This is a genomic window from Gillisella taibaishanensis (assembly GCF_001938985.1).
GTDB classification, from domain to species: domain Bacteria; phylum Pseudomonadota; class Alphaproteobacteria; order Rhizobiales; family Rhizobiaceae; genus Allorhizobium; species Allorhizobium taibaishanense.
Window position 1 is genome coordinate 1 of sequence record NZ_MKIN01000022.1, and the last position, 23320, is coordinate 23320.

Sequence of the window (23320 nt, forward strand, 5' to 3'; positions counted from 1 at the left end):
TTTGCGGAAAGATGAACCACATCCAGTGCGACTTCTTTTTGCCATCACGCAGTTCTTGCAAAGCGTTGTCATATACCTCGTATTGCGCTTTGACGAACCGCCCCAAGTCAAATCCCATTTCTTTGTCTTTCGCTCGCCGTGTGAAATTCGGGTTGGTAGGAGACGATAACCGCGTCGGTCCATTTCCAACTACGCGATCATGCAGCCCCCAGCCGACATAGGTCACGAATTCTTCCGAAATCGCGGTCATTGAAGACGGAACTCCGTCCTTAAAATACGTTTGTTCATTCTATGTTCCGGCCGAGGAGTCAATACAACTGAGCGGCAGGAATTCAGTCCTAAGAATTGACAGTTCGGAGATTTGAAAACGGAATCAAAACCCTAGCAGACACGCGGCGGCCCGGAAAAACTTGAGCTCGACTAACTGTCCTGACCAACTACGGTAGGACCAAAAGAGAACCTGGAGATTGCTTTCACTCATGGTCCGCTTTGCGCCCTCGAAGCGGACATTTGCGATTGCCGGCGAACTGCCTATTGTGCGACGTCGAAAAAGTCGGGAAAGCAAGTGTCGCTTTAATTGGGCAGACCGTCTGAAAACTAAGACGGTTTAGTTGCGGCCATGGAAGGACGTGATGCCATGCGTGCCCACCATTCCTGTAGGTTTGCGTGTTCGCGGATGAGTTCTGCCCCCTCGGATGTCATAAGGAAATAGTCGAACATGGGAGCGACGTACAAATCAGCTAGGGTTAGTTGCTCGCCAACGAACCATGGGGCATCTCTCATCAATTGAGACATCGCGGCCAAGCAGTTCCGTGCTTTCGGGAGCGCCGCGAAGAACTTGTCCTCGTCGGTGGGAACGCCTCTGCCAGGCTTTGATATCCGCTCCACGTAAACTCCCCACACCAGGTTAGGATACGCATAGTTGTCAGCAATGCTCATTAACTGATTGCATCTTGCACGGTGTACCGGGTCTACGGGCTGAAGTTGCGGGCCGTCGAAAGCTTCATCGATATATCGAGTGATCGCACTGGTCTCATAGAGACTAAACTTTTCATGCTCGAATGCAGGAATCCGTCCGAACGGGTGCTTCGCTAAATAGTCGGCTGGAGGTCCACCATCTGCAAAGATATCGAGCGGAACAAGTTGATGTTCGATGCCTTTCTCAATCAGGCACAGTCGAGCAATCCGGACGTAAACGCTGTAATCTGCTCCAAACAGGCGCGGTTTTGCTGTCATCTGCTCACCTTCGTGCAAGTGCGAACGCGTTGGGATTCAAAGCAAGCCGCGTCCATGGTAGTTTATGGCATGGCACATCTTTCAGGAACAGATCGCGCGCAATTGCTGCTTCTGCCGGAGGCGGTGGACGATTACGTGGGGCAGGACAACCCGGTCCGCTTCATCGAGGCCTTCGTGGATGGCCTCGATCTTGCTGCCGCGCCGGTACCATGGTGACTCCATCAGTTTCGAGGCATCGAGATAGAATATATCGATCTTGTTGAAGGGCCTGAAGTGAGAGACGCAGTGAAGCGTACCTGGCAGCCACTCGTTGAACAAAAAACCGGGCCACTGCTTCGGAAATTCCCGGCATTAGGTAGCAAAAACCACCGAAAGTGGCCTACGTATTTGAATTTGAGAGTGATTCCGCTAGGCGTTTTCATAGCGCCCAATGCGCGCATTCGTTGTCAGTTTGATAAGGGTTGAGCGGTAGGGATTGTCTCGGGCGCGCGACTTTCTCGCTTTCGGCGTGTCTTTCATGTTGATTTTTACGAAGAACTTCGTATATTGAGGGTGAAATGGCTTTCAAGGGCGTCACGTATCGCGTCATCAAGGCACTAAAGGAAGGTACTTATCAGCATGCGGCTCGTGGGAGCATCGAGGACAAGAATGCCTTGATGACCGGCGATATTTCCCCCGAGGACCTGATAAAGATCATCGATAGGTGCAATGGTACGCATCATGAGAGTTCTGAACACCATGAGTTCAAGGGCGTTGAAGTACACATCCTCAAGCGAGATGACTGGTACATAAAATTCTATTTCGTTGACCCTGACACGGTCTTCATAAGTGTACATCCATCAAGGTAGGCGAACATGAAAATCTGGTATGCTGGAGATAAGAGCAAGGCGCTCTGCGAAAAGTGCCGAAAAGTTGTTGCGACGACTTTCGACTATCACGATGTGCCTTTCGAAAGCGGGATCGGCGTAGCGAAGCAGATCATGGCGGCTACCTGCGACGAGTGTGGTACCGTTGTGGCTATCCCGCCGCAGTCGACGCCAGCAATCCGTGTTGCTCGCGAGATTGCCTCCAGACCCCTGGAAGTGGTTATGGCTGCGCCGTTTATGGACACGTTGGACCTAGCGTCCTATCGGATCGATCCTTCGGCTGGCGTGATCCTTCGAAAGTCACTGATCGCGTACTTCGTGCACAGGTCTGTAAACGACGATTCCTTGGTGGAGAGGCTTCGCAGAAACGCAGAGGTCCATCGCGAGAAGTGGAAAAGCTGGCACGATACACCGTCTAAGCGTCTTTCGATGAAAGTGACCCCGCGCGTTGGCGACGAGTTTAACGAGCTCGTCAAGAAGAGTGCGTTGAATAAGACAACGTTGGTCAAGTCCATCGTCATGGATATTGCCTCGGAAATCGTTGAACCTGAAGAGCCGCGGATGATGCCCGAGTTGCGCAGGATGGCGGCGGCGCTTGCAGCGTAGGGCAAGCCCGTTAACCATCTGATCCTCCTCCGATCAACTCATCATAAGATTCCAGGTAAGAACTTGGGTCATGTTCAGGATGATACGCATACAGCTCTGATTTTCCGGCGGTCGTAATCGGCCGCCGATCCGCTGTGTCTGCCGTCGACTTCTGGAGCCTAAACATGACCATCACCACCGCCATCGCCCATCCGTCCCACGCCGCCGTGTTAGCCATCAGTACCTTGGGCGGCGGCTTAGAAATACGCCCGACCTTCCTCCGGATCGCGGAGGGGTTGAGCCATGGCAACCCCCGAAGACACGCGCAAGGGCCAGCACTTCCTGCAGTCGCCAGAGTGCCGAACGCTGACAGTGCTCCATCTCGTCAAGATGCGGGATGCGACAAACTACGACCACCTGTGCCTCCCCGAAAGTGAACCAAAGCCAGCACCACTTATGAATCGCCCGCAAGGGACCGGCTCAACCGCAGCGTTGTATATGGAGTGCCAGCGATTACAAGAAGAGCGGCGACTGAACAGCATTCCGGCTCGCGTCCGGAGAAATGCAAATCCGCGACTTTTCCAGGTCTATCCGTGCCAAGTGAGTGTCGGCGCTCCGCCGAACACCCCTGAGCGATACCACCAGCTTGAGGCAATATCGAAGAGCGTCAATGACCGAAGCGAGCGCATGCCACTAATGCTGCTTTCAGGACTGTTGAGCTTGTTTCTGAATGGCCCATATGGGTCGTAAGCCGCGATCGGCAGATAGGCATTGAACTGCAGCTTTTCGGATCACGTTCTGGAAACGGATTCCGTCGGCGGCCTTTTGAGGGCCTCAGAATGACTATGCTACTGCATTCTGCCGAATTCGAAGAGCGTCTGCCCAGTCCTTTAGGGCCTTAATATCGTCCGAGATCTCCGATGGCGGCGGTGGCTCCTCATTACGAACGCGCGACGGATCATGCGCCTCGATGATGTCGCTGCATTTCTTGAACGCTGCTCGGAACGCTTCCGTATCCGTCTCCAAGAGCGCGGTGACCTTCTTCAAATGCTTGGTATCAATGTAGTCCCGGTGCCGCATCAGCACACCCGCGAAAACGATCTCCTCGAGCGCGCGCTCCCACGTAGCCCGCAGAAAACCGTAAAGTCTGACGGCGGAGCTGCGGTAGGCGTCTTCGTCGTTGGCATCATAAAGAGTCTTGGCAGCCCGTTGGTCTTTCTCGAGCCGATCCAGGCGCGCCTTGACGCCAGCATGATCCCACGGCAATCCATCGCCCACGATACCGGTACCTTCCGGGCCGCGTGAGAGGTTTGCAAGCTTGGCGGGAATGCCTTGGCCGCGGGCACTGTCATTCAGGTCGTTCACGAACACCAGGTCGTGGGTGAAAACAATGATTTGACGTTCCTTCGCCTCGTCCACGAGCCTTTGCGCTACCTTCTTGCGCCAGCGGTGGTCGAGCGATGTAACAGGGTCGTCGAAGATGAGTGCGGATTTGTGTGTGGCTGTCGCGAGCTCGGTTAGGAACGCTGCCAGTGCTACGCAGGTTTGCTCGCCTTCGCTCAGCACCAGATGCACCTTGGTCTTGGGATTTGCGAACAGACGGATCTGGTAGTTTGGCGAGCCGTACTGGCCGCCGGAACGCACCACCTCAACACGCACCTTTTCCGCCGCAAGCCTGACAATCTCTCTCTGGAAGCGGTCACGCATCCGGGGAGTGATGATGTCATCGGCAAGTTCGTTGCCAAGTTTCGTGATAGAGGTCGTCGCTGTCTGGCTCAGGCACTTGGCAATGCGCTCGAGCTTTTCCAGCCGCTCGACTTCTTTCGTGGCGACCTCGTGAAGGGCCGTAGCTGCAGCTCGGTCTTCGAGCTCGTTATGCTCGGCCTGCAGGATCTGGCGGCCTCCGACATCGGCTGCCGCCTCCAACTGGCCGGCATAGGTGCGGGTGTCACTTTCAAGTGCCAGCAGCTCTGTTTCCGGGATTACTGACATCGGCGACAGGGTCATGACACCGTTGTGCTCGATATCTCGCAGACACTGTAGTCTGCGTAGATCGGCGGTGGCCATAAAGCGCAGCACGCCGGCGGCTACATCAGAGTGCTGGATGGCAATCCACCTCCGTATGTCCGCGACTAGTCGAATGTCCGGTTGACGCGTCCGGAACTCCTTGAGTGTCTTCGTGTAGACGTTCTCGGCCGTATCAGCCTGCTTTTCCGTATCATCGCGGATGAAGCCCTCGAAGCCGCCCAGCCGCGCACCGGTCTCGGCGTCTAGCGGCTGATGGCACAGCACGCAGTGTTCACCTTCCGCCGGCGGGAACTGCCGTTCAACATGCTTCGAATAGTGCCGTGCCGCCTCCCATAACTCCCGCCATACTTCCGCGCCGACGCCGGGCAAGGTGGCGTCCTTGAAGGCGTTTTCCGCTGCGATCGTCGCGGCAAACCGTTTGGTTCTGGCATCGTCTGCAAACGATTTCAGCGTGTTGAGAGCGTCGTCGGAGTAGAATTCCTCAACCTTCTTGAGATAGCGCAGGAGCCTCGCGATACCTTCGGCGAACTGGTGCTGCTCGGCGGCCGCCTCAACCGGATTTTTGGCGAGGTCTTCGGTGAGTTGCTGGAGCCGTGCCCGTTCGACATCGGTCATGACTGCGAGGTTCGCCAGCGGTTCCAGCTTGGTATTGTGCTTGAGATTGGACATGATACGCCCAACCGCTGTGGTCGCCCCCCAAGTAGGCTTCTCGAACACTGGATCGCGGAGCGCCTTGAACTGGGTCTCTTCGCTCTGCAGCAACACCTTGATTTGCGTGCAGACTGCCGCGAGGTCGTCGGGAATGTCCAGCCCGAACGGCCGGAAGGCAACCTCTGTCTTGTCCTGGATGTGGACTGCGCCGCATTCGCGGTCGAACACGCTGACGGCAGAAAGCACCGGATCAGGATTCGCGTTGTCCTCCCACGGCAACACAGGCTGCTGCACGCCGTCTTGCGAGATTGTAAAACTGGCCGTGGCCTTGCCGCCGGTCGTTAAGGAAAAAGCGTCGGGCATGATTTCACCGGCCTTGCGTGCCCTGCAGGCGCGCTTCAACACTCGCCCATATCCCGATTTGCCGGCTCCGTTGGGTCCGTAAACAACTGTCAGGCCCTGTTGTTCGAACGCAAGGGTCTGCCTCGAAGCCAATTGATTCACGCCGACGACATCGCCAAGGGAGACCAAAGTGATGGTCGCGCCGTTACCGGGGTTCGCAGGCAAATGTACCGCTTCCAGCGCTGCGGCCGTCAGTGAGATATCGGGCGCGCCGTGCTCTTTCTTACAGAGGTCTAAAACTTCGTTGATGGCCGCAGCATCAAGTGTACCACCCGTTACAATACGCCGCAGTGCATCTCGCTGCCACAGTGGACGCCCTTGCGACCAATCCAGTATCGTTTGAGGCACAGTTTTCGGCGGGCCAGCTTGGTGCATGATCACAGCTTTACTTGGAGGTGTTTTGCGACAATGGCAGCAGCCCGCAACCTATACTAGCGCATGAAACATGCAATCGATGGGGTGTCGGAACTCGTAGTTATCAACAAAACGCAGGCCCGACGCCAGCGGTGTGTTGATTTTCCCCCCATATTTCACTCCGGGACACACCCCGAACGGTGCCCCGCTTACCGCAATGCCGAATGCCGATCGATGTCTGCCATGGCCATCAATTGGTTCAAAGCCGACAGGCTGCCTCCGGTCCTTAGCGGGCATCTGGAGCAAGAGCGGCCCGATCGCCAAGCGTCATCTAGATCGGTCCACAAAAGCACGGCTTGAAATGGAAACGGAATCGCCAGACGGGTCTTTGGCATTGGCGAATACATAGCCATCGGCCTGGTGAACCGGTCCGAAAGCAAGTCCCCGATCGGAGGCAAACCGAACAAACTCGGGTACGTCCTCGACATCGAACACAAGTTTCACAAGAGCTTGCCCCTCTTTTTGGGTCTTGGCCGCAGGATGCAGCAGAATGGAGACCCCGTCGCCATTCGGACGGAGCTCGACGAGCCTGTCCCCCCGGTCGTTGCACGGCTACGAACCCGAAAGCCTCGGAATAGAAGGCGACCATCTCGGGAATACGCTTCGTATAAACGATGATGCGGCCTACACCTGAATGCATCGGATGCCTCTCGCGAATTTCTATTGAGTTTGACCCACTCTCGCGAAGTAGGCAACGACCGCTTCGGAGTCTTGAAGCGCATCGTCGATTTGCTGACCGATGACAAGGCGGCCGAGCGCCCTTGCCACAGGCAGCTATCTCTTCTTCTTCGACTGGAACACCCGGATGACCTTCGCTTCGTTCTCAACGTGAAGGGTGTAATGGGCGCAATGCCGGTGGGCATGCAATGCAACTGGCATCTGACATGGCCGCATCCGGCCCAAAGCGGACACTGCCTACCCGAGATTGACAGCAGAAAGACTTCTGCGCACAATCGCGTTCGGTAGATACAGTCTGCTGCTTGCGCCCCGTTGGGGTACGGTGAATGTATCGAGCCATCTACGGCTCACTTTGCCCGGACGAACGGGTCAGCAACGCAAGCTCCTGACGATATTCGTTCGTTTGACGCAAAGGATTATCTCATGCGCGATTTTCGCGATGCCAAAGCTATGGCGAAACGTTACGTGATGCACTTCAGGTCAAATCTGTCGTTTTGACCACCAGTGAGAGCCAGGAGCTTGTCGCTCGTATTTTCGGCCTTCGAGACTGGAACGTGTTGGCCGCGAGGATTAACGAAGCGGCACATCTGCCTGTTTCCTCTATGAGAGACAGTGCCCCGAATCTCTCCGAAGCACGCATCCCCTTGGTTCCTATGCGTGATCTTGTATTGTTCCCGCATATGATCTCCCGAATTTTCGTGGCACGCGATAAATCTCGCCAAACTGTGGAGCGCGCGATCAGCAGCGATCAGCCCATCCTCATTGTCGCCCAGAGACATGGCAAAGATGATTATCCCGACACACTCGAGGCCTTTCATTCGGTAGGCGTCATAGCGAGCGTGGTAGACCGCCAAACCCAGGTGGATGGAGCTCTCAAGGCTACTGTGCGGGGACTAAAGCGGACAAAGCTTATTCGCCTCATTAAGGGCGAGTACTTGGCGGCGGAGATTGCGCCGATAGAAGAACAGCGTGGCCAATCGAAGGAGGCGGTTGCACTTTCGAGTGCGGTTCTCGATAGCTACTAGGCCTATGCCGAAGTTGATTTTTCCGCGCTTCCATCGGGCTCCAAGGCCCGCTTTAGTCTACCTTCTATCGGCGACCCGAGCCTTTTAGCCGATACAGTTGCCCCGTTGCTATCAAACAGCATCGAAGTGAAGCAGCAAATATTGGAAGCTAGTTAGCGCTGTGCAGATGCCATGAACCCAGCGGCCAGCAGGATCATTCCGCCCGCTGTTCCGTCGATCAACCTACGCTTCTTGTCGTTGAGGTTGCCACCGCCGAGACGGGACAAAGTAAGGCTCAGGATCGAGTAAACGACCGCACACCAGAACATGAACGCGAGAGACAGGCTGATGGCCTGTAAGGTCACGTTGCCCGCCTGATGGTCCATGAACTGGGGGAGGATGGCGACGTAGATCATCATGCCTTTTGGGTTCAGGAGCGCCGTCAGGAAGCCCTTGGAAAGCTGGTTCTCGACCTTCCGTCCAGATACGGCAATGTCTTGGGACTGCATGGCCGATCTGATAAGTTTGTAGGCGAGAAAGAGCAGGTAGGCGATGCCGATCCATCTGATCGCCTCGAACAGCACGGGAGAGGCCGCGACGACGGCGGCAAGCCCAAGGGCGACCAACAGGGAGTGAACGCCGTAGCCCAGCACCACGCCGAACGTTGCACGCAGCCCGGCTTTCGATCCCCCGGACACGGCCTGGGACGCGATGAAGAGCATGTCGGGGCCAGGTGTGCAAATCAGCGGCAGAACGGTGGCGGAGAAGAGCAGGAGCAGATGTGCGTTCATATCAATGTTGTATCTGAATGCGAGCGCAATCGGGTTGCTAATGTTGCTTGAAAAAGGAATATATTGGCACGCAATGCCAAAAAAGGGCGGATTCATATGCTTCAAAAGCTCGATGAGATCGACAGGCGCATCCTGAAGGCTCTTCAAGGCGACGGCAAGATGCAGAACATCGAGCTGGCTAAGGAGGTCGGCCTGTCGCCTTCTCCTTGCCTTCGGCGGGTGAAAGTCTTGGAGGAGGCGGGGGTTATCAAGCGATACGTCGCGGTTGTTGACCAGGCGAAGGTCGGCCTTCCCCTGTCGATGTTCTCGCGGGTCTGGCTGACGGCGCAGGATGCCGAGACGATTGACCTCTTCATCGCCGCAATGCGACTTCTCCCGGAGGTGGTTGAATGCTACATCATGCTGGGGGAGAGTGACGCGCTGCTGCGCGTTGTCGTCGCCGATCTCGATGACTACCGCCGCTTCCAGTCCACGCACCTGACGCGCAAGAACGGTATTCAGTCGGTGAAGACAGACGTTCCGAGCGAGGTCATCAAGCAGACGTTTGCTCTTCCGGTTTGAACGCGGGGCAAGCACCATGTGTCCGGTGTTGGCGCAAAGGTGCCGGGTCGCTTCAGCCCTAAACGGGCAATCTTCACCTACCGTGGTATTGCAGTTCTCTGGAAAGTATCCCCATCATCAGGCCGTCTTGCCTGACGCCATCGACGAATGCAGTTTCCCGCTCGCGTCTCTCAACGATGAAGCCGCACTTTTGGTAGGCCCTGGTAGCTCGCTCATTATAGGCTAGGACCCGTATGCCAATCCGGTGGAGGTTCAGTTGCGTGAAGGCGTGGTGCAAAAGCAGTCGGATTGCTTCGCTTCCAAATCCCATTCCAAGCTGCTGGGGGTCGTAGACCGCAATTGCCATAGACGCTCGTCGATCCTGAGCATTCACACTATGGAGTTTGATTTGACCAATGAACTGCCCAGCAACTTCAATGATCCAGACGTATGGATTAGCCGCGCAGGCACGAGCCCACACTTCTGCTGCATCCATTGTCATAGGTTTGGTTTCGGCATGGCTGACACCGAACATCCGCACAATTTCCTGGTTGTATCCCAACGAAAAGCGGGCTGCGGCATCATCAGCCGTCGCGGGCCGTAGGCGCAGGCTTTGGCAATGCAGGTCATTATCGCCTCAATCGGAGTGTGATGAAGGTAGTCTACGCGAAACCAGGGTTTGCACAATGATGCAGTTGGCGCTTCTGCGCTATGACAGCCGTCGGCCCATATCAGACGCTGCGCGCCTTCAAGCCGAGGTTAATCCTATAAATATCGACGGTCGCACGCCAGGATTTCGCACAACACGTTACCGACAAATATTCTGGACGATCAGGGTGAACTGATCTTGCTTTTCGCCTTTCCAACAAAAGTTATCACTGATATGTTCCTGATTTGTTCGGCGACTCTCGAGGTATGCTGAATGTCTTACCAATACACGGGTACAGATGGCGGCTTATCTCGACAAACTGAATGATCGGCAACGTGAAGCCGTGGTGCATGGGGTCGGCAATGCTGATGACGTGGTCGGCGGACCGCTGCTGATCATCGCCGGCGCAGGTTCGGGCAAGACCAATGCGCTGGCCCACAGGGTCGCGCACCTGATCGTCAATGGTGCCGATCCGCGGCGCATCCTGCTGATGACGTTTTCGCGCCGTGCCGCCTCTGAGATGGCGCGCCGCGTGGAGCGCATCTGTCGGCAGGTGCTGGGCGACAATGCAGGCGTCATAACGGACGCGCTCGCCTGGGCAGGCACGTTTCATGGTATCGGCGCGCGGTTGTTGCGGATGTATGCCGAGCAGATTGGGCTGAATATCGACTTCACCATTCACGATCGCGAAGACAGCGCCGACCTGATGAACCTCGTCCGGCATGAACTGGGCTTCTCCAAGACCGAGAGCCGTTTCCCTACCAAGGGAACCTGCCTTGCGATCTACTCACGCGTAGTCAACGCCGAGACCTCCATCAAGGAGGTGCTCAAGTCGGCCTACCCCTGGGCGATCAATTGGGAAGAGCAGTTGAAGCAGCTCTTTGCCGGTTACGTCGATGCCAAGCAGGCACAGAACGTCCTCGATTACGATGATCTCCTGCTCTACTGGGCACAGATGGTCTCGGATGCCGAGCTTGCCGCTGATATCGGCGGGCGGTTTGATCATGTCCTTGTCGATGAATATCAGGATACCAATCGTCTGCAGGCCTCGATCCTGATGGCTCTCAAGCCCGGCGGGCGTGGGCTGACCGTCGTTGGCGACGATGCCCAGTCGATCTATTCCTTCCGGGCGGCGACGGTTCGCAACATTCTCGACTTTCCCAAGAAATTTTCGCCGAGGCCCGCAGACGTCATCACGCTCGATCGCAACTACCGTTCGACGCACCCGATCCTTGCGGCTGCCAATGGTGTCATCGATCTGGCGCGTGAGCGGTTCACCAAGAACCTCTGGACCGACCGCCAGTCCGAGCAACGCCCCTGGCTGGTCACGGTCAAGGATGAGACGGACCAGGCCAATTACATCGTCGAGCAGGTTCTCGCCGCTCGGGAGGTCGGCGTCGCATTGAAGCAGCAGGCTGTGCTGTTCCGCACCTCCAGCCATAGCGGCGCGCTGGAAGTGGAGCTGACACGGCGCAACATCCCCTTCGTCAAGTTCGGCGGTTTGAAGTTCCTCGACAGCGCGCATGTGAAGGACCTGCTAGCGACACTGCGCTTTGCCCAGAACCCGCGGGACCGCGTGGCCGGCTTCCGGCTTCTGCAGATGCTGCCGGGTATCGGACCACATAGATCGGCGAAGATTCTCGACGCGATCACCACCGATCCGGAGCCCCTGCAGGCGCTCGCGGAAATCCCGCCACCGCCGAAGACCGGCGATGACTGGCCAGCCTTTGTGACTTTGCTGTCAGGTCTACGCAAAGCGGAAGGCGGCTGGCTGAGCGCCGAATGGGAAGCGGTGAAACACCTTCAGCGCCCGCTCCCTGACGATAGTCTGGTCCTGGTCGATCCGCCCGCCAAGACCGTCCCTGGCCTCAGATCTGAGGCATGTCATGCCGACGACTGAAGCAGCCACGGTGACAACGAATGACATCCTAGAAGGCTTGTCACCCCCTCGCCTGCGCAAGATCATCCATGTCGACATGGACGCCTTTTATGCTTCGGTCGAACAGCGCGGCAATCCCGATCTGCGCGGCCAGCCGGTGGCGGTCGGCGGATCGGAAGCACGTGGTGTCGTGGCGGCGGCGAGCTACGAAGCGCGGCCTTCGGTGTGCGCTCGGCCCTGCCCTCTGTGACCGCCAGACGCCGCTGCCCAGAGCTCATCTTCGTCAAGCCGCGCTTCGATGTCTACCGCGCCGTCTCCGCCCAGATCCGCGAGATCTTTGCAGAATATACCGACCTTATCGAGCCCCTGTCGCTGGACGAAGCCTATCTCCACGTCATCGACAACAAGCACGGCATCGCCATAGCCACCGAGATCGCGACACGGATCCGCGCCCGCATCAAGGAAGTCACCGATCTCAATGCCTCGGCCGGTATCTCGTACTGCAAGTTCCTGGCGAAGATGGCGAGCGACCTCAACAAGCTGAATGGCCAGGCGGTCATCACACCAAAGGCCGGACCGGGTTTCGTGGCATCGCTTCCAGTCAAGAAGTTTTATGGCATTGGCCCTGCGACGGCCGCCAAGATGGAGCGGCTTGGAATCGTCACGGGCGCCGATCTCAGCGCAAAGCCGCTGGAATTTCTGACCGCAAACTTCGGCAAGTCCGGCACATGGTATTACCGCATCTCGCGCGGCATCGATGAGAGACCCGTGCAGCCTGACCGACCCCGCAAGTCGATCGGGGCAGAAGATACCTTCAGGGTTGATCTCTTCGACTTCGCGGCCGCGAAGGCGGAACTGGCACCACTGACGGAGAAGGTGTGGCGGCATTGCGAGGCAAAGGGAATGGGTGACCGTACAGTTACCTTGAAGGTCACGTTTGCAGACTTCCAGCAGATAACCGCAGCCGCTCACTTTTCCAGGAGCGATCGCCTCACAAGATGAACTGCTCGATAACGTAGCCGACCTGCTGGAGGATGTGTTTCCTGTTGTCGAAGGGAAGTCGACTGCTGGGAGTGACGATGTCCTCACTGAAAGCGAAGGGTCTGCGTCGACAGACGGGCAGTTGGCGCTTTTCTGAAAATGGCGATCCTACCGCAGACCAGCTAAAGAGGCCTTGCCTCTATCAGAAAGAATCCCCGTCTTCCAACTGCCCAGGAGAAGTCGCCCATTCCCCGACCGACCGCTTCTCACCCAGTACAAATTCGATGGTGAACCGTCCGTTAGGAGCCTTAACGACAACGGGCGCCTGAATGGCGGCGTCAAGAACCCGAGCGGGATCGGCTTCGAATTCTTCCCGAGTGCAGAAATCCTTGATCGGAGCTTGTTCGTGCTTCATCGACAACCAAAATTCCGTAGGCGCCCAAGTTAGTTTTTGACGCCGACATCAATCTACTGTTTTCTTCGATTCAGAGCAATTCTTGGTTTTTCGAGCGGAACGATGTTCAATGGCGATCAAAGCCCCTTGGACCGGGCCAGGCCGTTGTTGCTGCTGGACACCAACATTCTGAGCGCACGAGCCAGAGTGAGGCCGCCGGTCGGCCTAACGGAGTGGCTGAAGGAAGCATCAGACACTGTCGACTTTTGCGTCTGCTTCCCAGTTCTGGTCGAAATCAAGCGCGGCGCACTACTCGCTCTTGACCCCAGCCAAGCGAAGAGAATACGAGACGCGATCGACGCTATTATAAGAACCGACTTTATTTTCCTCGGCGCCGGGGAGGAGACGGCAGAAATCTATGCACGAATGCTCTCAACAAAAGCGTTGAAAAACATCTGGTACGTCAAGCCGTACTCGAAACACAACAGGATCAGCCAGGACCTTCTGATCGCGGCCATAGCCATCTCGCACGGCATACCCATCGTCACGTGCGATTGCGACTACCAGCTCATAGACAGCTTCTTCAAGCTTCCGGGCGTCTACGACCCAATCACCTCTAAATGGACAATTGAACCCGCCGTTCCCATTGACCTGCCAACATTACCGCAGGCACGCGGAGCTTTAGGCGCTTCCTGAACATCGCCCGGCCAGATGGCCGGCTGAAAGATGACGCACCCCGACTATCTCTTCTCGGGGATGAGCCTTTCGACGCCACCGTAAAATGTCATTGCTCGAACGGAAAAACCCGTTGTCGAATCGGATATGCCCAAATCAAATCCAGCGAAATGACCAGATCAGTCAGCACAGGGACAAACCAGATCGGCGAAATCAGTCGCACCCACAATAATTTCAAGACGTTAACCCATGTATTGGCGACCCCTGCAGGAATCGAACCTGCGACAACCTGCTTAGAAGTCTCATTTTAATTTAATAAAAACAATGGCGAGTTTCCAAACCTTTATGGATGGCCACTTATCAATTTCAATGAGTTACGGACCGTTTTCAAACCAACAGACCGCCCTTCGAGGCCATCCGGGCCGGCCATCTTTCAACGGTAACTTGATTTTAATGAACGGCAATCACGTTAAGAGAGTAAGAAGCATATATTCCCGCAACAGGAGATTTGACATGGCCACAACTAATCAATTCTTAGGAACGAATTGGACTACCGGGGCAGCCCTGGAAGCATCATGGCAGTGGAGATCCGGTGGCACCATGTCCCCCTGCGGTACGATCACGGTCAATTCGATATCTGACTTCGAAGTAGATCTCAGCGTCAACGTCACTATCCTGTCCGGCACATTCGACAACCGCGTTATAATCAAGCTGCTTGACCAGCTCCCAGAGGCAACAACAGGACCAGCCCAGGTCGCAATAGGATCGCAAAATAGCAATGTTAATTATTTCGAGGGTCCCGCACATAACCCAGGAGATTTTCATGGCGGTAATGCCATCAAAATGAATGGCATAGAATACAATCACGTCGACATTAACATACAAATTTGGCCAGTCGGCGAGAAAACTTTGCTTTATATCGATTCGTCGTATCTCTCTTTTTGGCTTGCAGCCTGAATTTATTGGCGCATCACTCGATAACCAGGGCGCGCCAATTAGCTGCCACAGCCTACCTATGAGCGGCAGCCCAGAACCTTTTTGTATTCAACATCAGTAACACGTAGATTTTTCGGCACGAGAAAATCTCGCGCACTCAAGGCGGCTTTGAAGTGAAGGCGATTAAGATCTTCCTGCTGAAATGATAGGGCTAGATCCTACGGTGCTGAACTGTGCCCGCTGAAGGCCGAAGCCGGTCGGCTGGTACAACCCCTAGTCCGCCAAAGCTAGCAGACGCTCAAGGATGAAAATAGCGAGTAAGATAACCACAGTGATTGCGTGGACGCATCAGCTGCTCTTGCCTTTCTCCAACCATTGAGCGAATTTCTCATACCGTGCAGTTTATAGGAAAATGCATAGGCAACCTCGGGGGGTGGGATGAAAGAAGCGATGAAGGTCTATCGAGCAAAGCTGCTCGATGATCGATTTAAACACCAAGAGATTGTATCTTCTATGCAATCAGGAAGACTACAATCATTTGAACTAGACTCAGCAGGCAACAGGACAGAATGCACTAGCGAACGTATAAGAGACCACGAGAGCCTAATCCAAACTTTAAACGAGGTTATCGCGGCGATTGACCGTGGAGACTTCGGGTAATTTGCTCTTACCTTCGATTTCATGCCCAGTATTTACATTCGTAACGTAAACCATCTACGAAAGGGATGAGTATGGAATTCCAAATTGGTGATGTTGTGCAGCTAAAGTCAGGCGGCCCTTTGATGACAATAGCTTCTCAAGAAAGCGGCGGCGCTTGGAATTGTGTATGGTTTAACGAAAAAGATGGGGCTCACGAGCCGAAGATTTATATCTTCAAATCCCAAGTACTAAAAAAGAAGTAGAGACCTATGTACATCCCGCCGTGTGAGAAAAATCTGCGGGATGTATTTACTTCAGCTGTCGATTTGCGGGTCCCTCCGGGCCCACCATTTTTCTTAGTTTTCAAAGGTGTTTAGCGGTGATGTGGCTAACCTTTGTTCTCGTAATATTCCGATTTCTGGCGAACCTTAAACGATTGCCGCTTTGCCGCCGTTCATGAAACCACTAATGTGCGCGGATCGTCAGACGGGAATCGACAGCGTTGAAGATCAAACACTACATCGTCACTTACAAAAACAATCCGAAGCTCGAGACGTGCGTTGAAAGCATCTTGAACACACCAACGGAGCATGACCGATCCATCTATGTGATCGCCAATCACTCGCTCGATTGCTTGCCTGATCGCTATCCAGTCAAAATGCTGCGGAACGAGCTAAGGCCTGACTTTTCGACCGGCCACCTCGCCAGAAACTGGAACCAAGCTTTGATCAACGGCTTCGTCGATCTGAAATCACCGGATGCAGACCTCCTAATCCTTTCCCAGAACGACTGCGAATTCGAGACCGGCTACCTCGATGAATGCATCCGCCTCCACCAGACTTACGACCTGGTAACGTACGGAGAGGGCGATAACTGCATCAGCTATGCGCCCCGGGCTGTTGCCCGGGTTGGTCTGTGGGATGAGCGCTTCTGCAATATCGGCTACCAGGAAGCAGACTATCTCTTACGCGCCGCGATTTACCTGAGGGACAAGGCATCAATCAACGACGGCGCCAATCATAAGCGGCAGCACAACCCGATCGATACAGTCGAGAAAGTGACGAAGCGGCTACCGACCGGCTACGATCGCAAGGAAGAATCGCACATGGCATCGATGAGATATCATCGCCATACCCATGATCTCTTCCTCGCCAAATGGAAGCGGCCTCCGGGCGATTGGGCTGATGACTACCTATCAACCCAGCAGCATTTGCTTAATCACATCTACTACCCCTATTTCGAGGCGGATGTCGAAACCCTGGCTGAGCAAAATTACTTGGCTTTTCTGTAGGATCGCACAGCGGGTGAATTAATCATTTACTTCCCCGCCGTCGCTACAGATATAATCGCAGTAATATAATCTTCAATCTGACGAACACACTGCATTAGAGCATTTACAGCTCCTTGATCAAGTTTAGATTCTAGTATATTCCCGTCTCTTGAGTATGTAATGCTATCTTCAGTCATCATTCTGCTAATGGAAACCTTACCTCCATCACTTTTAATTGTACCGGTTATTTCAAACGGCCCCTTCATAGCATTGCCCTTCCGGCGGTTCGGACGGGTATAGTTTTCAGCTTCATGTGCTACAGTGTTTCTCGCATTTTTTTGCGCCGGGAACGCGATAACGAACGTCTTATTCCAAGCTTTGGGAGCCGTTATTTGACTTAGTGGCAAATGCGTAGATTCTTTCAGCTGTACATTGAACGCTGTTAAGGCGTCATCAAAATGTGAAATTGTCATAACGCTGTCTCGGAAAGCGATAGCAGTCCAACGCTGAAGGAGAGTTAACCGACTGCGCGCCGCGCCTAAGGCTATGCGGTCCTCGACCCCGCCTGCGGTCGCCCCTCCCCGGACAGGTGCACTAATTGCCTCAGCAAGCTGACGGCATTGGGCAATCAGGCTTTCTTTCAATTGGAATGCAGCCTCAAAATTTTTGTAATAATCCTCAATGTGGCGATGTAGGTCAGTTAGGTGACGCAACTCGTCATGTACGCTTTTGCCCAAGCCAGCTTGAAATACCCTTTCCATGACTCGCGCTTCGAACGGTAAAGATGAAGAAAAATCGGACATTCACTCTCCCTGAAGGCGACGCATCAACTAGCTAACTCTAATACAAAAAACGTCGATAAGAAAAGTCTTAAACAACACGGTTTAAGCACCCATGGGATAGCGGCCTTGTGATCTTTTAGAGCGCGATCAGCTCCGATCCAAGAGTGGGCAACGGGGAAAACTCAGCCATATCTTCTTCACGATCTCGAAGCTGATGAAGGAATGCGCGCGGGTCTGAAAAGTCCAAGTCAGCAAACTGCGGGAGCGCGAAACGCCACCACCGGCTCTCGAGCAATTCGCGGCATAACGCTTCATCGAAACGATATCGAACGTGGCGGGCCGGATTACCCGCGACAACCGAGTAGGGTTCAACACTCTTTGTCACGACTGATCCGGCAGCAATAACTGCCCCCGTCCCAATAGTAATGCCTCGACCAATCAGCGCGCCTTGGCCGATCCAGACGTCGTGCTCGATGACTGGAAAATCCGGCGTCTCATCGCTGTGTCTCACTGGCACCGGAACTCCAAAATCTTCCTGAGCGTCCCTGTAGGCCAGAATTTGCCGGTCGTAAAACATGGAAGACGTGGACAAACTTCGCATCGGATGCCATCCACCCATGAACTTAACGTCGTGAGCGATACAACAATATCGCCCTACGACGACGTCAGGAAACATTTCAGACCACGAATAGCTGAAGGAGCCCATGGAACAAAATCCACTGCCCACTATGAAAGTAGCATACGGCTCAATTCTCGCCGTTTCTCGCAGGAATATAATGTGCCCTTCCGATAACCGGCATTCCTGTTCATGATGTGTGTTGATACGCCGCTCACGTAAAAAAGCGATATGTCGGTTGGTTGCAACGAACTGACGCACGATACTCCCCTTGGGTTGCGCCTGTTTACAGCACGCTTAATCTGCTCTCACAAGTACGATTTTCAGACGCGTCGTATTTGCGGATCCTCCCACGATGTCCACGACCTTTGTCGTGCCGGAGATCGTACAAGTGGCGTAAAGCTGCTCCCCTTTTTTCAAGTGAAACGATCCACCTGCATGTCCAAATCCGGTGACCGGATTGATCCCATAGCGAAATGCTACCATCGCAGTGGACGGTCCTGCGACAATGGTGATGATGCCACTGGTCGCACCTGAAAAGTCGGCTAACTGAACGTTGACATCAACTTGATATTCCCCGGAGACGGGCGCCGTGAAGGTGCCATTGGATGCCAGTCCGCCGCCGAGGTTCAGTGTGATCGCAAGCGGATTAATCCCCGACGCGCTGCCATCACCGGTGATGTTAGACAACGTAGCCGAGGTGTACCCCTCGGATGAGGGAATGGCTTTAGCCGCACCGATGTTCCGAGTAACGACATTGCCCGCGTCAATTACCGTGTTGTTGCCAGTGTTATTATCCGCCCCCTGATCGAGAATGCCGCCGGATGTCATATTGACGTTTCCATATGCATCAATTCGGTTATCCGTGACATCGCATCCAGTCGTATTGTTCCTCAGGTTTACAGGTATCGCAGCTCCAGAAACGCCGTTGTCGCTCACTGTAGCGCGGCCAATCTTTGTTGTATCGGTGATAGAACCAACGACAATTCCATACGAGTTGTTTTGTCTTGAGACGCCATTTGCATCCGTCTCACCACTTATATGAATTCTGTTGCCTCTTGCTGCAGCATAATTGCAATTTAGGATGATCGAGACATATTGAAGGGCCGAATATAATTCCGCTTCTGATCGCAGGAAGAAGCAATCCTCGACGGAGGAAAAGTCCGAACCGTTCACACTATCCGCTCCTAAAGACACCCCAATCCTGGTGGTGTCGAAATGGACGCCTTTCGCAACATGGTATTGACCCGGCGACAAGGCGACAAATCCCTGCCGCATCGCCAATATCGAACCGCTGTTGATCCGGATAGCTTCAGTCGGACGACCTTCATTCTTAACTAGGATACCCAGTTCGCCCCAGGTGACATACGGATTGTTGAGGTCAACGGTGTTGCACCCATCAGAAAATTCAACCCCAACCTGAAGATCGTTGGCCGCAAGGGAGGAGCGCCCTCGTACATAAATAGAGTTGATGACACTACCGACTGCGCGCTTGATAACGCCGCCTTTACTCCACCCTTTGTTAGTTTCAACCCCGTACAGCCGCAAACGCTCGAAATGGAGAGACCTGACGAGATTATCAGCAATGTAGTCTGACCCGACAAAACGTAATCCGACGCCAACACCATCAGTTTCCGTGTAAAGCCCCAGCCCGTCGATACCAAACGTGTTGACGAAGCCAGAGGCTACAGCTGAGTTATCAATAACGAGCCCATCAGTTCCGCCCGAGAAGATAAGTCTTCCTGCTCCGGCGGCTCTCAGCGTTGCCATGTAGCCTGAAAGTGTCTTGCTCGACGCAAGCCGAACAGGAATATCAATAACGCCGTCAACGCCCTTGTCCTGTAGCTCTGCGAAGAACTGCGAAAATTTGGTATCCTCGTTTGTCCCATCTCCCAGGCAATAGAGGCTCACTTTCAGCGGGGAGCGAATAATTGTGACGACGGACGCAACCGTCGCTGCGGTAGCCGCCTGTGCGGCTTGCGATGCCGCGCCGATATTTGCAAGGGCCTGGTCTTTCTGAGTGCTTGTCAGGCTCTGTGCGGCGTCGTAGCGAACGCGGTTGCCAAGCGCTGTTGCCGTGGTCGCGGCAAAATTGGGGTCATTGCCCAGCGCCGCCGCCAGCTCGTTCAGCGTATCCATCGCAGCTGGAGAACTGTTCACGAGCGCGGTGATCGCGGCGGAAATGTCTGCTGGCGTGGCCTTCGCGGCCAACGCCGCAATCAGTCCCGTGACCGTCGACATCGGCTGCTCGCCGGTATGTGTCGTCCGATCCCGAAGCGCGGCGTCAGTGGCATTGGCCGTGGCGCCGTTGGCAATGCCGTTCAACTTCACCTTGTCAGCAGCAGTCATCAGCCCATTGTCAGCCGTCGTCGCCAGGTCCTCGGGCTGGACAGCGCTGTCTGCCTTGGCACCCTGCGCCGACGAAGCAAAAGCCGCTGCGTCCTCATCGGCCGCACTGCCCAGCTCCATGGCTTCGCGCAACGCTGTCTTCAGTACGCCGGTATCGCCAGCGAGGTCGTATAGAAATGCGTCCTTGCTCTGGACCTTGCTCATGCGGAAGCCTCCAGGGGCGTGTAGACATAGGCCCCGTTGCGATCGATCAGGTAAAGTTCGGTGGAACCGGTGCGCACGACCCAGCCCATGCCATCGGGCGGGCTTTCGGTTGGCGAGACAGGCGTCCAGGAATAGAGAGAGCCTAGCGAAACGCCGGGCCGGCCAAAATGCAGGGGCATGGCTCAATCGCCCTGCATTTCGACGCGCAGGCCGTCGGACCCATCAGGATAGCCATAGACGTCACAGGCTTCCGTGAAGCTCGCGGCATAAGGCTTCAACGCCGTCATGGTCATGAAGTGGAAACCCACATCAGCCGGCGCGCCATCCGGATCAGGCGCCACGGTGGGTGCAGTCGCCCCTGCCGAAACGCGACGAATATACAGCGTGCCGGTCTTGGGCAGGTTGACGAGAATGTTCAAAACGCCATCCGCAATCAGCGTCCATTGCGAGGCAGCACAGAGGACAGCACCGTCTTTCAGGGCCATGGGATATCCTTTCGCCGCCACTGATTGGCGGGTCCATCAAGGGTTAGAATGTTGGACGGCGTTACGCCGGCAGCGTCAGACTCTGCAGGCCGGTCAGCCCGGGGGCCGCTGGCTGTAGAGCTGCCGCTCGAACCGATCCTGCCGGTCGCGCAAATCGATCATCAGGTCGCGGGCACTATAGGTGTTGGCCTGCCCCTGTTTCAGTTCGTCGATCTGCTTCTGCATCTGTGCGCGCTGCTGGTCTTCGGACTGCCAGGCCCTCTCCAGCTCCGCGCGCGGCACCTGGTCCTTGCGGATAGTGTCGAGCTGCATGTTCACCTGGTTGAATTTGTCGATCAGGTCCGCACGGGAAACGACCCTGTTGTTTTCATAGGTCGCCTTGAAATCGGTGAAGGCGGCGACGGAAAGCGAGTTTGCAGTCGCTACGCGCAGATCCGTTTTCGTCTCGGCAACCGCTTCCTTGATCGGGCTGAGCGCCTGCGATCCGAGCGCAACGATGATCCCGAAACAGACCCCGGCCGCTGCCCAGATCACCGGCCACTGCGTCTTGCTGCTGCTGCGCAACTCGTTCGAGAGGGCGTTGATCGAGGATTGGACACTCTGGAAACCGGTGTTCATGTTCGACCGAAGATCGATGATATCCTTGCCTTGGTTCTCGACGCGCTCGCTCAGCCTCGCCCATGATGCCATCGGGTCGAACATATTGGTGCTGGCTGCCACGTCCTGCTCTCCTGTCGCCATCAGCCCCTAATTCCCCTGCAATGAATTGATCGTCGCCGCCTTGGCAGCATTCAAGGCCCAGCAATCCGCCAGAGCCTTCCTATCCTGGCCCCACAGCCGGTATTCATCATCCCGGTCGATACCGGCCGGGATGTATGTCACACTCTTGCAATCGGCCATTACGGCGGCCGATACGTTCGGCTTGCGGTCAGCGCTTGGTGGCGCCGATTGCGTTGAGAGCGTTTCGCACCCTCTCAGGGATAGCATCGCTGGCAGCAATGCAGGCAGCAACGCCAGGAGCACTCGATGTCGCATTCTTTTTTTTCCTTTCGTCCGCAAGCGCTGCTTCCAATCCAGCAACCTGCTCGACATGCGCGGCGATGGTGGTGATCAAGGCCGCATCGGCGGCGTTGATCTGCTTTTGCTGTGCCTCGACCTTGGCGATTTGCTTTAGATCAGCCCGGCGCTGCGCCTCGGCCCACTGCTGGCGGACTTCGACCCGACCCAATTCCTTTGCTGCATTGATCTTGCCGTCGACGATCTGCCAACCGACAAGCGGCACACGCAGACCTTCATAGCTGACGGCTGTTGCGCCCCACGCCAGCAGCGCGCCGACAATGAGGCCGATGACGATCGAGAGGCCGATCTTGATAGGGTCCGTAAGGCTACTGAACATTTGGCAGCCCACTGACGCAAAGCTCGGCTTCGCCAAGTCGCTGGGCATCGCCCATTTCCCGACGGATCACGAGGCCATTCACGACCTTGCCACCGGCCCGGTTCCAAGCCGTCTGCGCCTCGCATGCCTGACGGAACTTGCCCTGCGTAACCAGCCGCGCGGCAGTCGACCGGATTTGCCCTTCGGTTCCGAAATTGTAGGCTCCCGATATCATCGAGGCCTGGACACTATCCGGCGCTGTCAGGAAGCCTTTAACGCGCTTCGCGAGAGGCAGGTAATAATCGTAAAAGACGCGCTTCTTCAGCATGCTCTCGCATTGCTGCGGCGTGAAACTCATCCCTGCCCGGACAGGCTTGCCATCGACAACAGTCTCGCCATAACAGACGGTCCATACGCCGACGATATCCTGATAGGAGACGAGCCGAAGGCCCTCATACGGCTTGATCAGCCGATCGATCGCCATCTCCACGGCAGGTGGCGTCATCTGTTGTTCGACATAAGCCCGCTCGATCTGAGCGGGCGTCGTGGTCCCCGGCGAGAAGAATGCCACCCAGCCGCCGACAATAGCGGCCGCAAGGCTGGCGGCTACGGCGGCCTTTCCGCGCTTCGTTGCGGTGATCTTATTGATCGGCATTTTGATATCCTTTGGGAGGAGCGGAGAGGCTGCGCTGCGCGACCAGTCGCGCAATGGTGCTGGCCATGGTCGTGAGGCCGGAAAGGGCGGCAAATAGGCCTCGGGGAATGCTGACCCACTGGTCGATAATTGGCAGAGCGATCTCCATGCCAGCGAAAAAGCCGGCCAGGATGTTGAGCCGAATCGACCAAGCATGCTTCAGCAGCCGCCGCCATTCCGGGAGGAGGTCCATAATC

Annotated in this window: 24 protein-coding genes and 2 pseudogenes; 11 read left to right on the forward strand and 15 right to left on the reverse strand. The window is 55.5% G+C overall.

What is annotated here, in order from left to right; translation table 11 throughout:
- The coding region (locus tag BJF91_RS25310; protein WP_234801610.1) for a DUF1810 family protein at positions 1-250 on the reverse strand (250 nt) is incomplete at its 3' end.
- Positions 251-597: 347 nt separating this feature from the next.
- On the reverse strand, positions 598-1236 hold the full coding sequence (locus BJF91_RS11110; protein WP_075614609.1) for a glutathione S-transferase family protein: 639 nt from the start codon (positions 1234-1236) through the stop codon (positions 598-600).
- A gap of 69 nt (positions 1237-1305) precedes the next feature.
- Here BJF91_RS11110 and BJF91_RS24985 point away from each other — a divergent pair, with 69 nt between their 5' ends.
- The 3 genes from BJF91_RS24985 to BJF91_RS11120 all read left to right on the forward strand — a co-directional run bounded on the left by BJF91_RS24985 (position 1306) and on the right by BJF91_RS11120 (position 2708).
- On the forward strand, positions 1306-1452 hold the full coding sequence (locus tag BJF91_RS24985) for a hypothetical protein (protein ID WP_162843856.1): 147 nt from the start codon (positions 1306-1308) through the stop codon (positions 1450-1452).
- A gap of 341 nt (positions 1453-1793) precedes the next feature.
- A complete protein-coding gene (locus BJF91_RS11115) occupies positions 1794-2084 on the forward strand; it encodes a thioredoxin domain-containing protein (protein ID WP_139310669.1) in 291 nt (96 codons plus the stop codon).
- A gap of 6 nt (positions 2085-2090) precedes the next feature.
- Positions 2091-2708: a hypothetical protein gene (locus tag BJF91_RS11120; RefSeq protein WP_075614611.1), complete on the forward strand. Its 618-nt coding sequence runs from the start codon at positions 2091-2093 to the stop codon at positions 2706-2708.
- Between the two features lie 822 nt (positions 2709-3530).
- Here BJF91_RS11120 and BJF91_RS11135 read toward each other — a convergent pair.
- Entirely contained in the window at positions 3531-6143 is a 2613-nt protein-coding gene (locus BJF91_RS11135; RefSeq protein WP_075614614.1) for an AAA family ATPase, read from the reverse strand.
- A 1211-nt stretch (positions 6144-7354) separates the two neighbouring features.
- Here BJF91_RS11135 and BJF91_RS11145 point away from each other — a divergent pair.
- Positions 7355-7885 carry an LON peptidase substrate-binding domain-containing protein gene (locus tag BJF91_RS11145; RefSeq protein ID WP_075614615.1) on the forward strand — a complete coding sequence of 177 codons (531 nt, stop codon included), beginning with the start codon at positions 7355-7357 and terminating at the stop codon, positions 7883-7885.
- Positions 7886-8037: 152 nt separating this feature from the next.
- Here BJF91_RS11145 and BJF91_RS11150 read toward each other — a convergent pair whose 3' ends face one another.
- Complete coding sequence (locus tag BJF91_RS11150; protein WP_234801611.1) at positions 8038-8751, reverse strand: LysE family translocator; 714 nt, start codon at positions 8749-8751, stop codon at positions 8038-8040.
- On the opposite strand from BJF91_RS11150, the gene BJF91_RS11155 reads away from it, so the two are divergent.
- On the forward strand, positions 8752-9216 hold the full coding sequence (locus BJF91_RS11155) for an Lrp/AsnC family transcriptional regulator (protein ID WP_075614616.1): 465 nt from the start codon (positions 8752-8754) through the stop codon (positions 9214-9216). It begins immediately after the preceding gene.
- Positions 9217-9289: 73 nt separating this feature from the next.
- On the opposite strand, the gene BJF91_RS11160 is transcribed toward BJF91_RS11155, so the two are convergent.
- The gene (locus tag BJF91_RS11160; RefSeq protein ID WP_162843876.1) at positions 9290-9820 is read right to left on the reverse strand and encodes a GNAT family N-acetyltransferase; all 531 of its coding nucleotides are present in this window, start codon (positions 9818-9820) and stop codon (positions 9290-9292) included.
- Positions 9821-10142: 322 nt separating this feature from the next.
- Between BJF91_RS11160 and BJF91_RS11165 the strand changes: the two are divergent.
- Positions 10143-11615 (forward strand): annotated as a pseudogene (locus BJF91_RS11165) (ATP-dependent helicase); the annotation flags it as partial.
- Between the two features lie 115 nt (positions 11616-11730).
- A pseudogene (gene dinB, locus BJF91_RS11170) lies at positions 11731-12861 on the forward strand (DNA polymerase IV).
- Between the two features lie 45 nt (positions 12862-12906).
- On the opposite strand, the gene BJF91_RS11175 reads toward dinB, so the two are convergent.
- Positions 12907-13119 (reverse strand): hypothetical protein, encoded by a 213-nt coding sequence (locus tag BJF91_RS11175; protein WP_075614618.1) that lies wholly within the window; start codon positions 13117-13119, stop codon positions 12907-12909.
- 102 nt (positions 13120-13221) lie between these two features.
- Here BJF91_RS11175 and BJF91_RS11180 point away from each other — a divergent pair, with 102 nt between their 5' ends.
- From BJF91_RS11180 to BJF91_RS11200, 4 genes are all read left to right on the forward strand, one after another.
- On the forward strand, positions 13222-13794 hold the full coding sequence (locus tag BJF91_RS11180) for a type II toxin-antitoxin system VapC family toxin (protein ID WP_075614619.1): 573 nt from the start codon (positions 13222-13224) through the stop codon (positions 13792-13794).
- Positions 13795-14286: 492 nt separating this feature from the next.
- Positions 14287-14730, forward strand: a complete 444-nt coding sequence (locus BJF91_RS11185; protein WP_075614620.1) for a hypothetical protein — start codon at positions 14287-14289, stop codon at positions 14728-14730.
- 710 nt (positions 14731-15440) lie between these two features.
- Positions 15441-15611, forward strand: coding sequence for a YodC family protein (locus BJF91_RS24560; protein ID WP_267890152.1), 171 nt, complete (start codon positions 15441-15443; stop codon positions 15609-15611).
- 239 nt (positions 15612-15850) lie between these two features.
- The gene (locus tag BJF91_RS11200; RefSeq protein ID WP_075614622.1) at positions 15851-16639 is read left to right on the forward strand and encodes a glycosyltransferase family 2 protein; all 789 of its coding nucleotides are present in this window, start codon (positions 15851-15853) and stop codon (positions 16637-16639) included.
- A 26-nt stretch (positions 16640-16665) separates the two neighbouring features.
- Here the strand turns inward: BJF91_RS11200 and BJF91_RS11205 are convergent, their stop codons facing one another.
- The 9 genes from BJF91_RS11205 to BJF91_RS11245 all read right to left on the reverse strand — a co-directional run bounded on the left by BJF91_RS11205 (position 16666) and on the right by BJF91_RS11245 (position 23316).
- Positions 16666-17421, reverse strand: coding sequence for a hypothetical protein (locus tag BJF91_RS11205; RefSeq protein ID WP_075614623.1), 756 nt, complete (start codon positions 17419-17421; stop codon positions 16666-16668).
- Between the two features lie 115 nt (positions 17422-17536).
- Entirely contained in the window at positions 17537-18277 is a 741-nt protein-coding gene (locus BJF91_RS25495; protein ID WP_139310670.1) for a CatB-related O-acetyltransferase, read from the reverse strand.
- 36 nt (positions 18278-18313) lie between these two features.
- Complete coding sequence (locus BJF91_RS11215; RefSeq protein WP_075614625.1) at positions 18314-20569, reverse strand: hypothetical protein; 2256 nt, start codon at positions 20567-20569, stop codon at positions 18314-18316.
- Positions 20566-20748 (reverse strand): hypothetical protein, encoded by a 183-nt coding sequence (locus BJF91_RS11220; protein ID WP_075614626.1) that lies wholly within the window; start codon positions 20746-20748, stop codon positions 20566-20568. The genes BJF91_RS11215 and BJF91_RS11220 overlap by 4 nt, the downstream gene beginning before the upstream one ends.
- A 3-nt stretch (positions 20749-20751) precedes the next feature.
- Positions 20752-21054, reverse strand: coding sequence for a hypothetical protein (locus tag BJF91_RS11225; RefSeq protein ID WP_075614627.1), 303 nt, complete (start codon positions 21052-21054; stop codon positions 20752-20754).
- Positions 21055-21147: 93 nt separating this feature from the next.
- Positions 21148-21774: a hypothetical protein gene (locus BJF91_RS11230; RefSeq protein ID WP_234801613.1), complete on the reverse strand. Its 627-nt coding sequence runs from the start codon at positions 21772-21774 to the stop codon at positions 21148-21150.
- Positions 21775-21982: 208 nt separating this feature from the next.
- Positions 21983-22450, reverse strand: coding sequence for a secretion protein HylD (locus tag BJF91_RS11235; protein ID WP_234801614.1), 468 nt, complete (start codon positions 22448-22450; stop codon positions 21983-21985).
- Positions 22440-23084, reverse strand: a complete 645-nt coding sequence (locus BJF91_RS11240) for a lysozyme (RefSeq protein ID WP_075614629.1) — start codon at positions 23082-23084, stop codon at positions 22440-22442. Before BJF91_RS11240 ends, BJF91_RS11235 begins: the two co-directional genes overlap by 11 nt.
- Positions 23071-23316, reverse strand: a complete 246-nt coding sequence (locus BJF91_RS11245) for a DUF7940 domain-containing protein (protein WP_075614630.1) — start codon at positions 23314-23316, stop codon at positions 23071-23073. Before BJF91_RS11245 ends, BJF91_RS11240 begins: the two co-directional genes overlap by 14 nt.
- Between the last annotated feature and the right edge of the window lie 4 nt (positions 23317-23320).

What these genes read in the sequence shown, in the direction of transcription:
- BJF91_RS11215 (WP_075614625.1), bottom strand. Translation starts at nt 20,569, where the DNA reads ATGAGCAAGGTCCAGAGCAAGGACGCATTTCTATACGACCTCGCTGGC.
- BJF91_RS11185 (WP_075614620.1), top strand. Translation starts at nt 14,287, where the DNA reads ATGGCCACAACTAATCAATTCTTAGGAACGAATTGGACTACCGGGGCA.
- BJF91_RS11220 (WP_075614626.1), bottom strand. Translation starts at nt 20,748, where the DNA reads ATGCCCCTGCATTTTGGCCGGCCCGGCGTTTCGCTAGGCTCTCTCTAT.
- BJF91_RS11245 (WP_075614630.1), bottom strand. Translation starts at nt 23,316, where the DNA reads ATGGACCTCCTCCCGGAATGGCGGCGGCTGCTGAAGCATGCTTGGTCG.
- BJF91_RS11235 (WP_234801614.1), bottom strand. Translation starts at nt 22,450, where the DNA reads ATGTTCAGTAGCCTTACGGACCCTATCAAGATCGGCCTCTCGATCGTC.
- BJF91_RS11150 (WP_234801611.1), bottom strand. Translation starts at nt 8,751, where the DNA reads ATGAATCCGCCCTTTTTTGGCATTGCGTGCCAATATATTCCTTTTTCA.
- BJF91_RS11205 (WP_075614623.1), bottom strand. Translation starts at nt 17,421, where the DNA reads ATGTCCGATTTTTCTTCATCTTTACCGTTCGAAGCGCGAGTCATGGAA.
- BJF91_RS11155 (WP_075614616.1), top strand. Translation starts at nt 8,752, where the DNA reads ATGCTTCAAAAGCTCGATGAGATCGACAGGCGCATCCTGAAGGCTCTT.
- BJF91_RS24985 (WP_162843856.1), top strand. Translation starts at nt 1,306, where the DNA reads ATGGCACATCTTTCAGGAACAGATCGCGCGCAATTGCTGCTTCTGCCG.
- BJF91_RS11135 (WP_075614614.1), bottom strand. Translation starts at nt 6,143, where the DNA reads ATGCACCAAGCTGGCCCGCCGAAAACTGTGCCTCAAACGATACTGGAT.
- BJF91_RS11120 (WP_075614611.1), top strand. Translation starts at nt 2,091, where the DNA reads ATGAAAATCTGGTATGCTGGAGATAAGAGCAAGGCGCTCTGCGAAAAG.
- BJF91_RS11175 (WP_075614618.1), bottom strand. Translation starts at nt 13,119, where the DNA reads ATGAAGCACGAACAAGCTCCGATCAAGGATTTCTGCACTCGGGAAGAA.
- BJF91_RS24560 (WP_267890152.1), top strand. Translation starts at nt 15,441, where the DNA reads ATGGAATTCCAAATTGGTGATGTTGTGCAGCTAAAGTCAGGCGGCCCT.
- BJF91_RS11240 (WP_075614629.1), bottom strand. Translation starts at nt 23,084, where the DNA reads ATGCCGATCAATAAGATCACCGCAACGAAGCGCGGAAAGGCCGCCGTA.
- BJF91_RS11110 (WP_075614609.1), bottom strand. Translation starts at nt 1,236, where the DNA reads ATGACAGCAAAACCGCGCCTGTTTGGAGCAGATTACAGCGTTTACGTC.
- BJF91_RS11180 (WP_075614619.1), top strand. Translation starts at nt 13,222, where the DNA reads ATGTTCAATGGCGATCAAAGCCCCTTGGACCGGGCCAGGCCGTTGTTG.
- BJF91_RS11115 (WP_139310669.1), top strand. Translation starts at nt 1,794, where the DNA reads ATGGCTTTCAAGGGCGTCACGTATCGCGTCATCAAGGCACTAAAGGAA.
- BJF91_RS11225 (WP_075614627.1), bottom strand. Translation starts at nt 21,054, where the DNA reads ATGGCCCTGAAAGACGGTGCTGTCCTCTGTGCTGCCTCGCAATGGACG.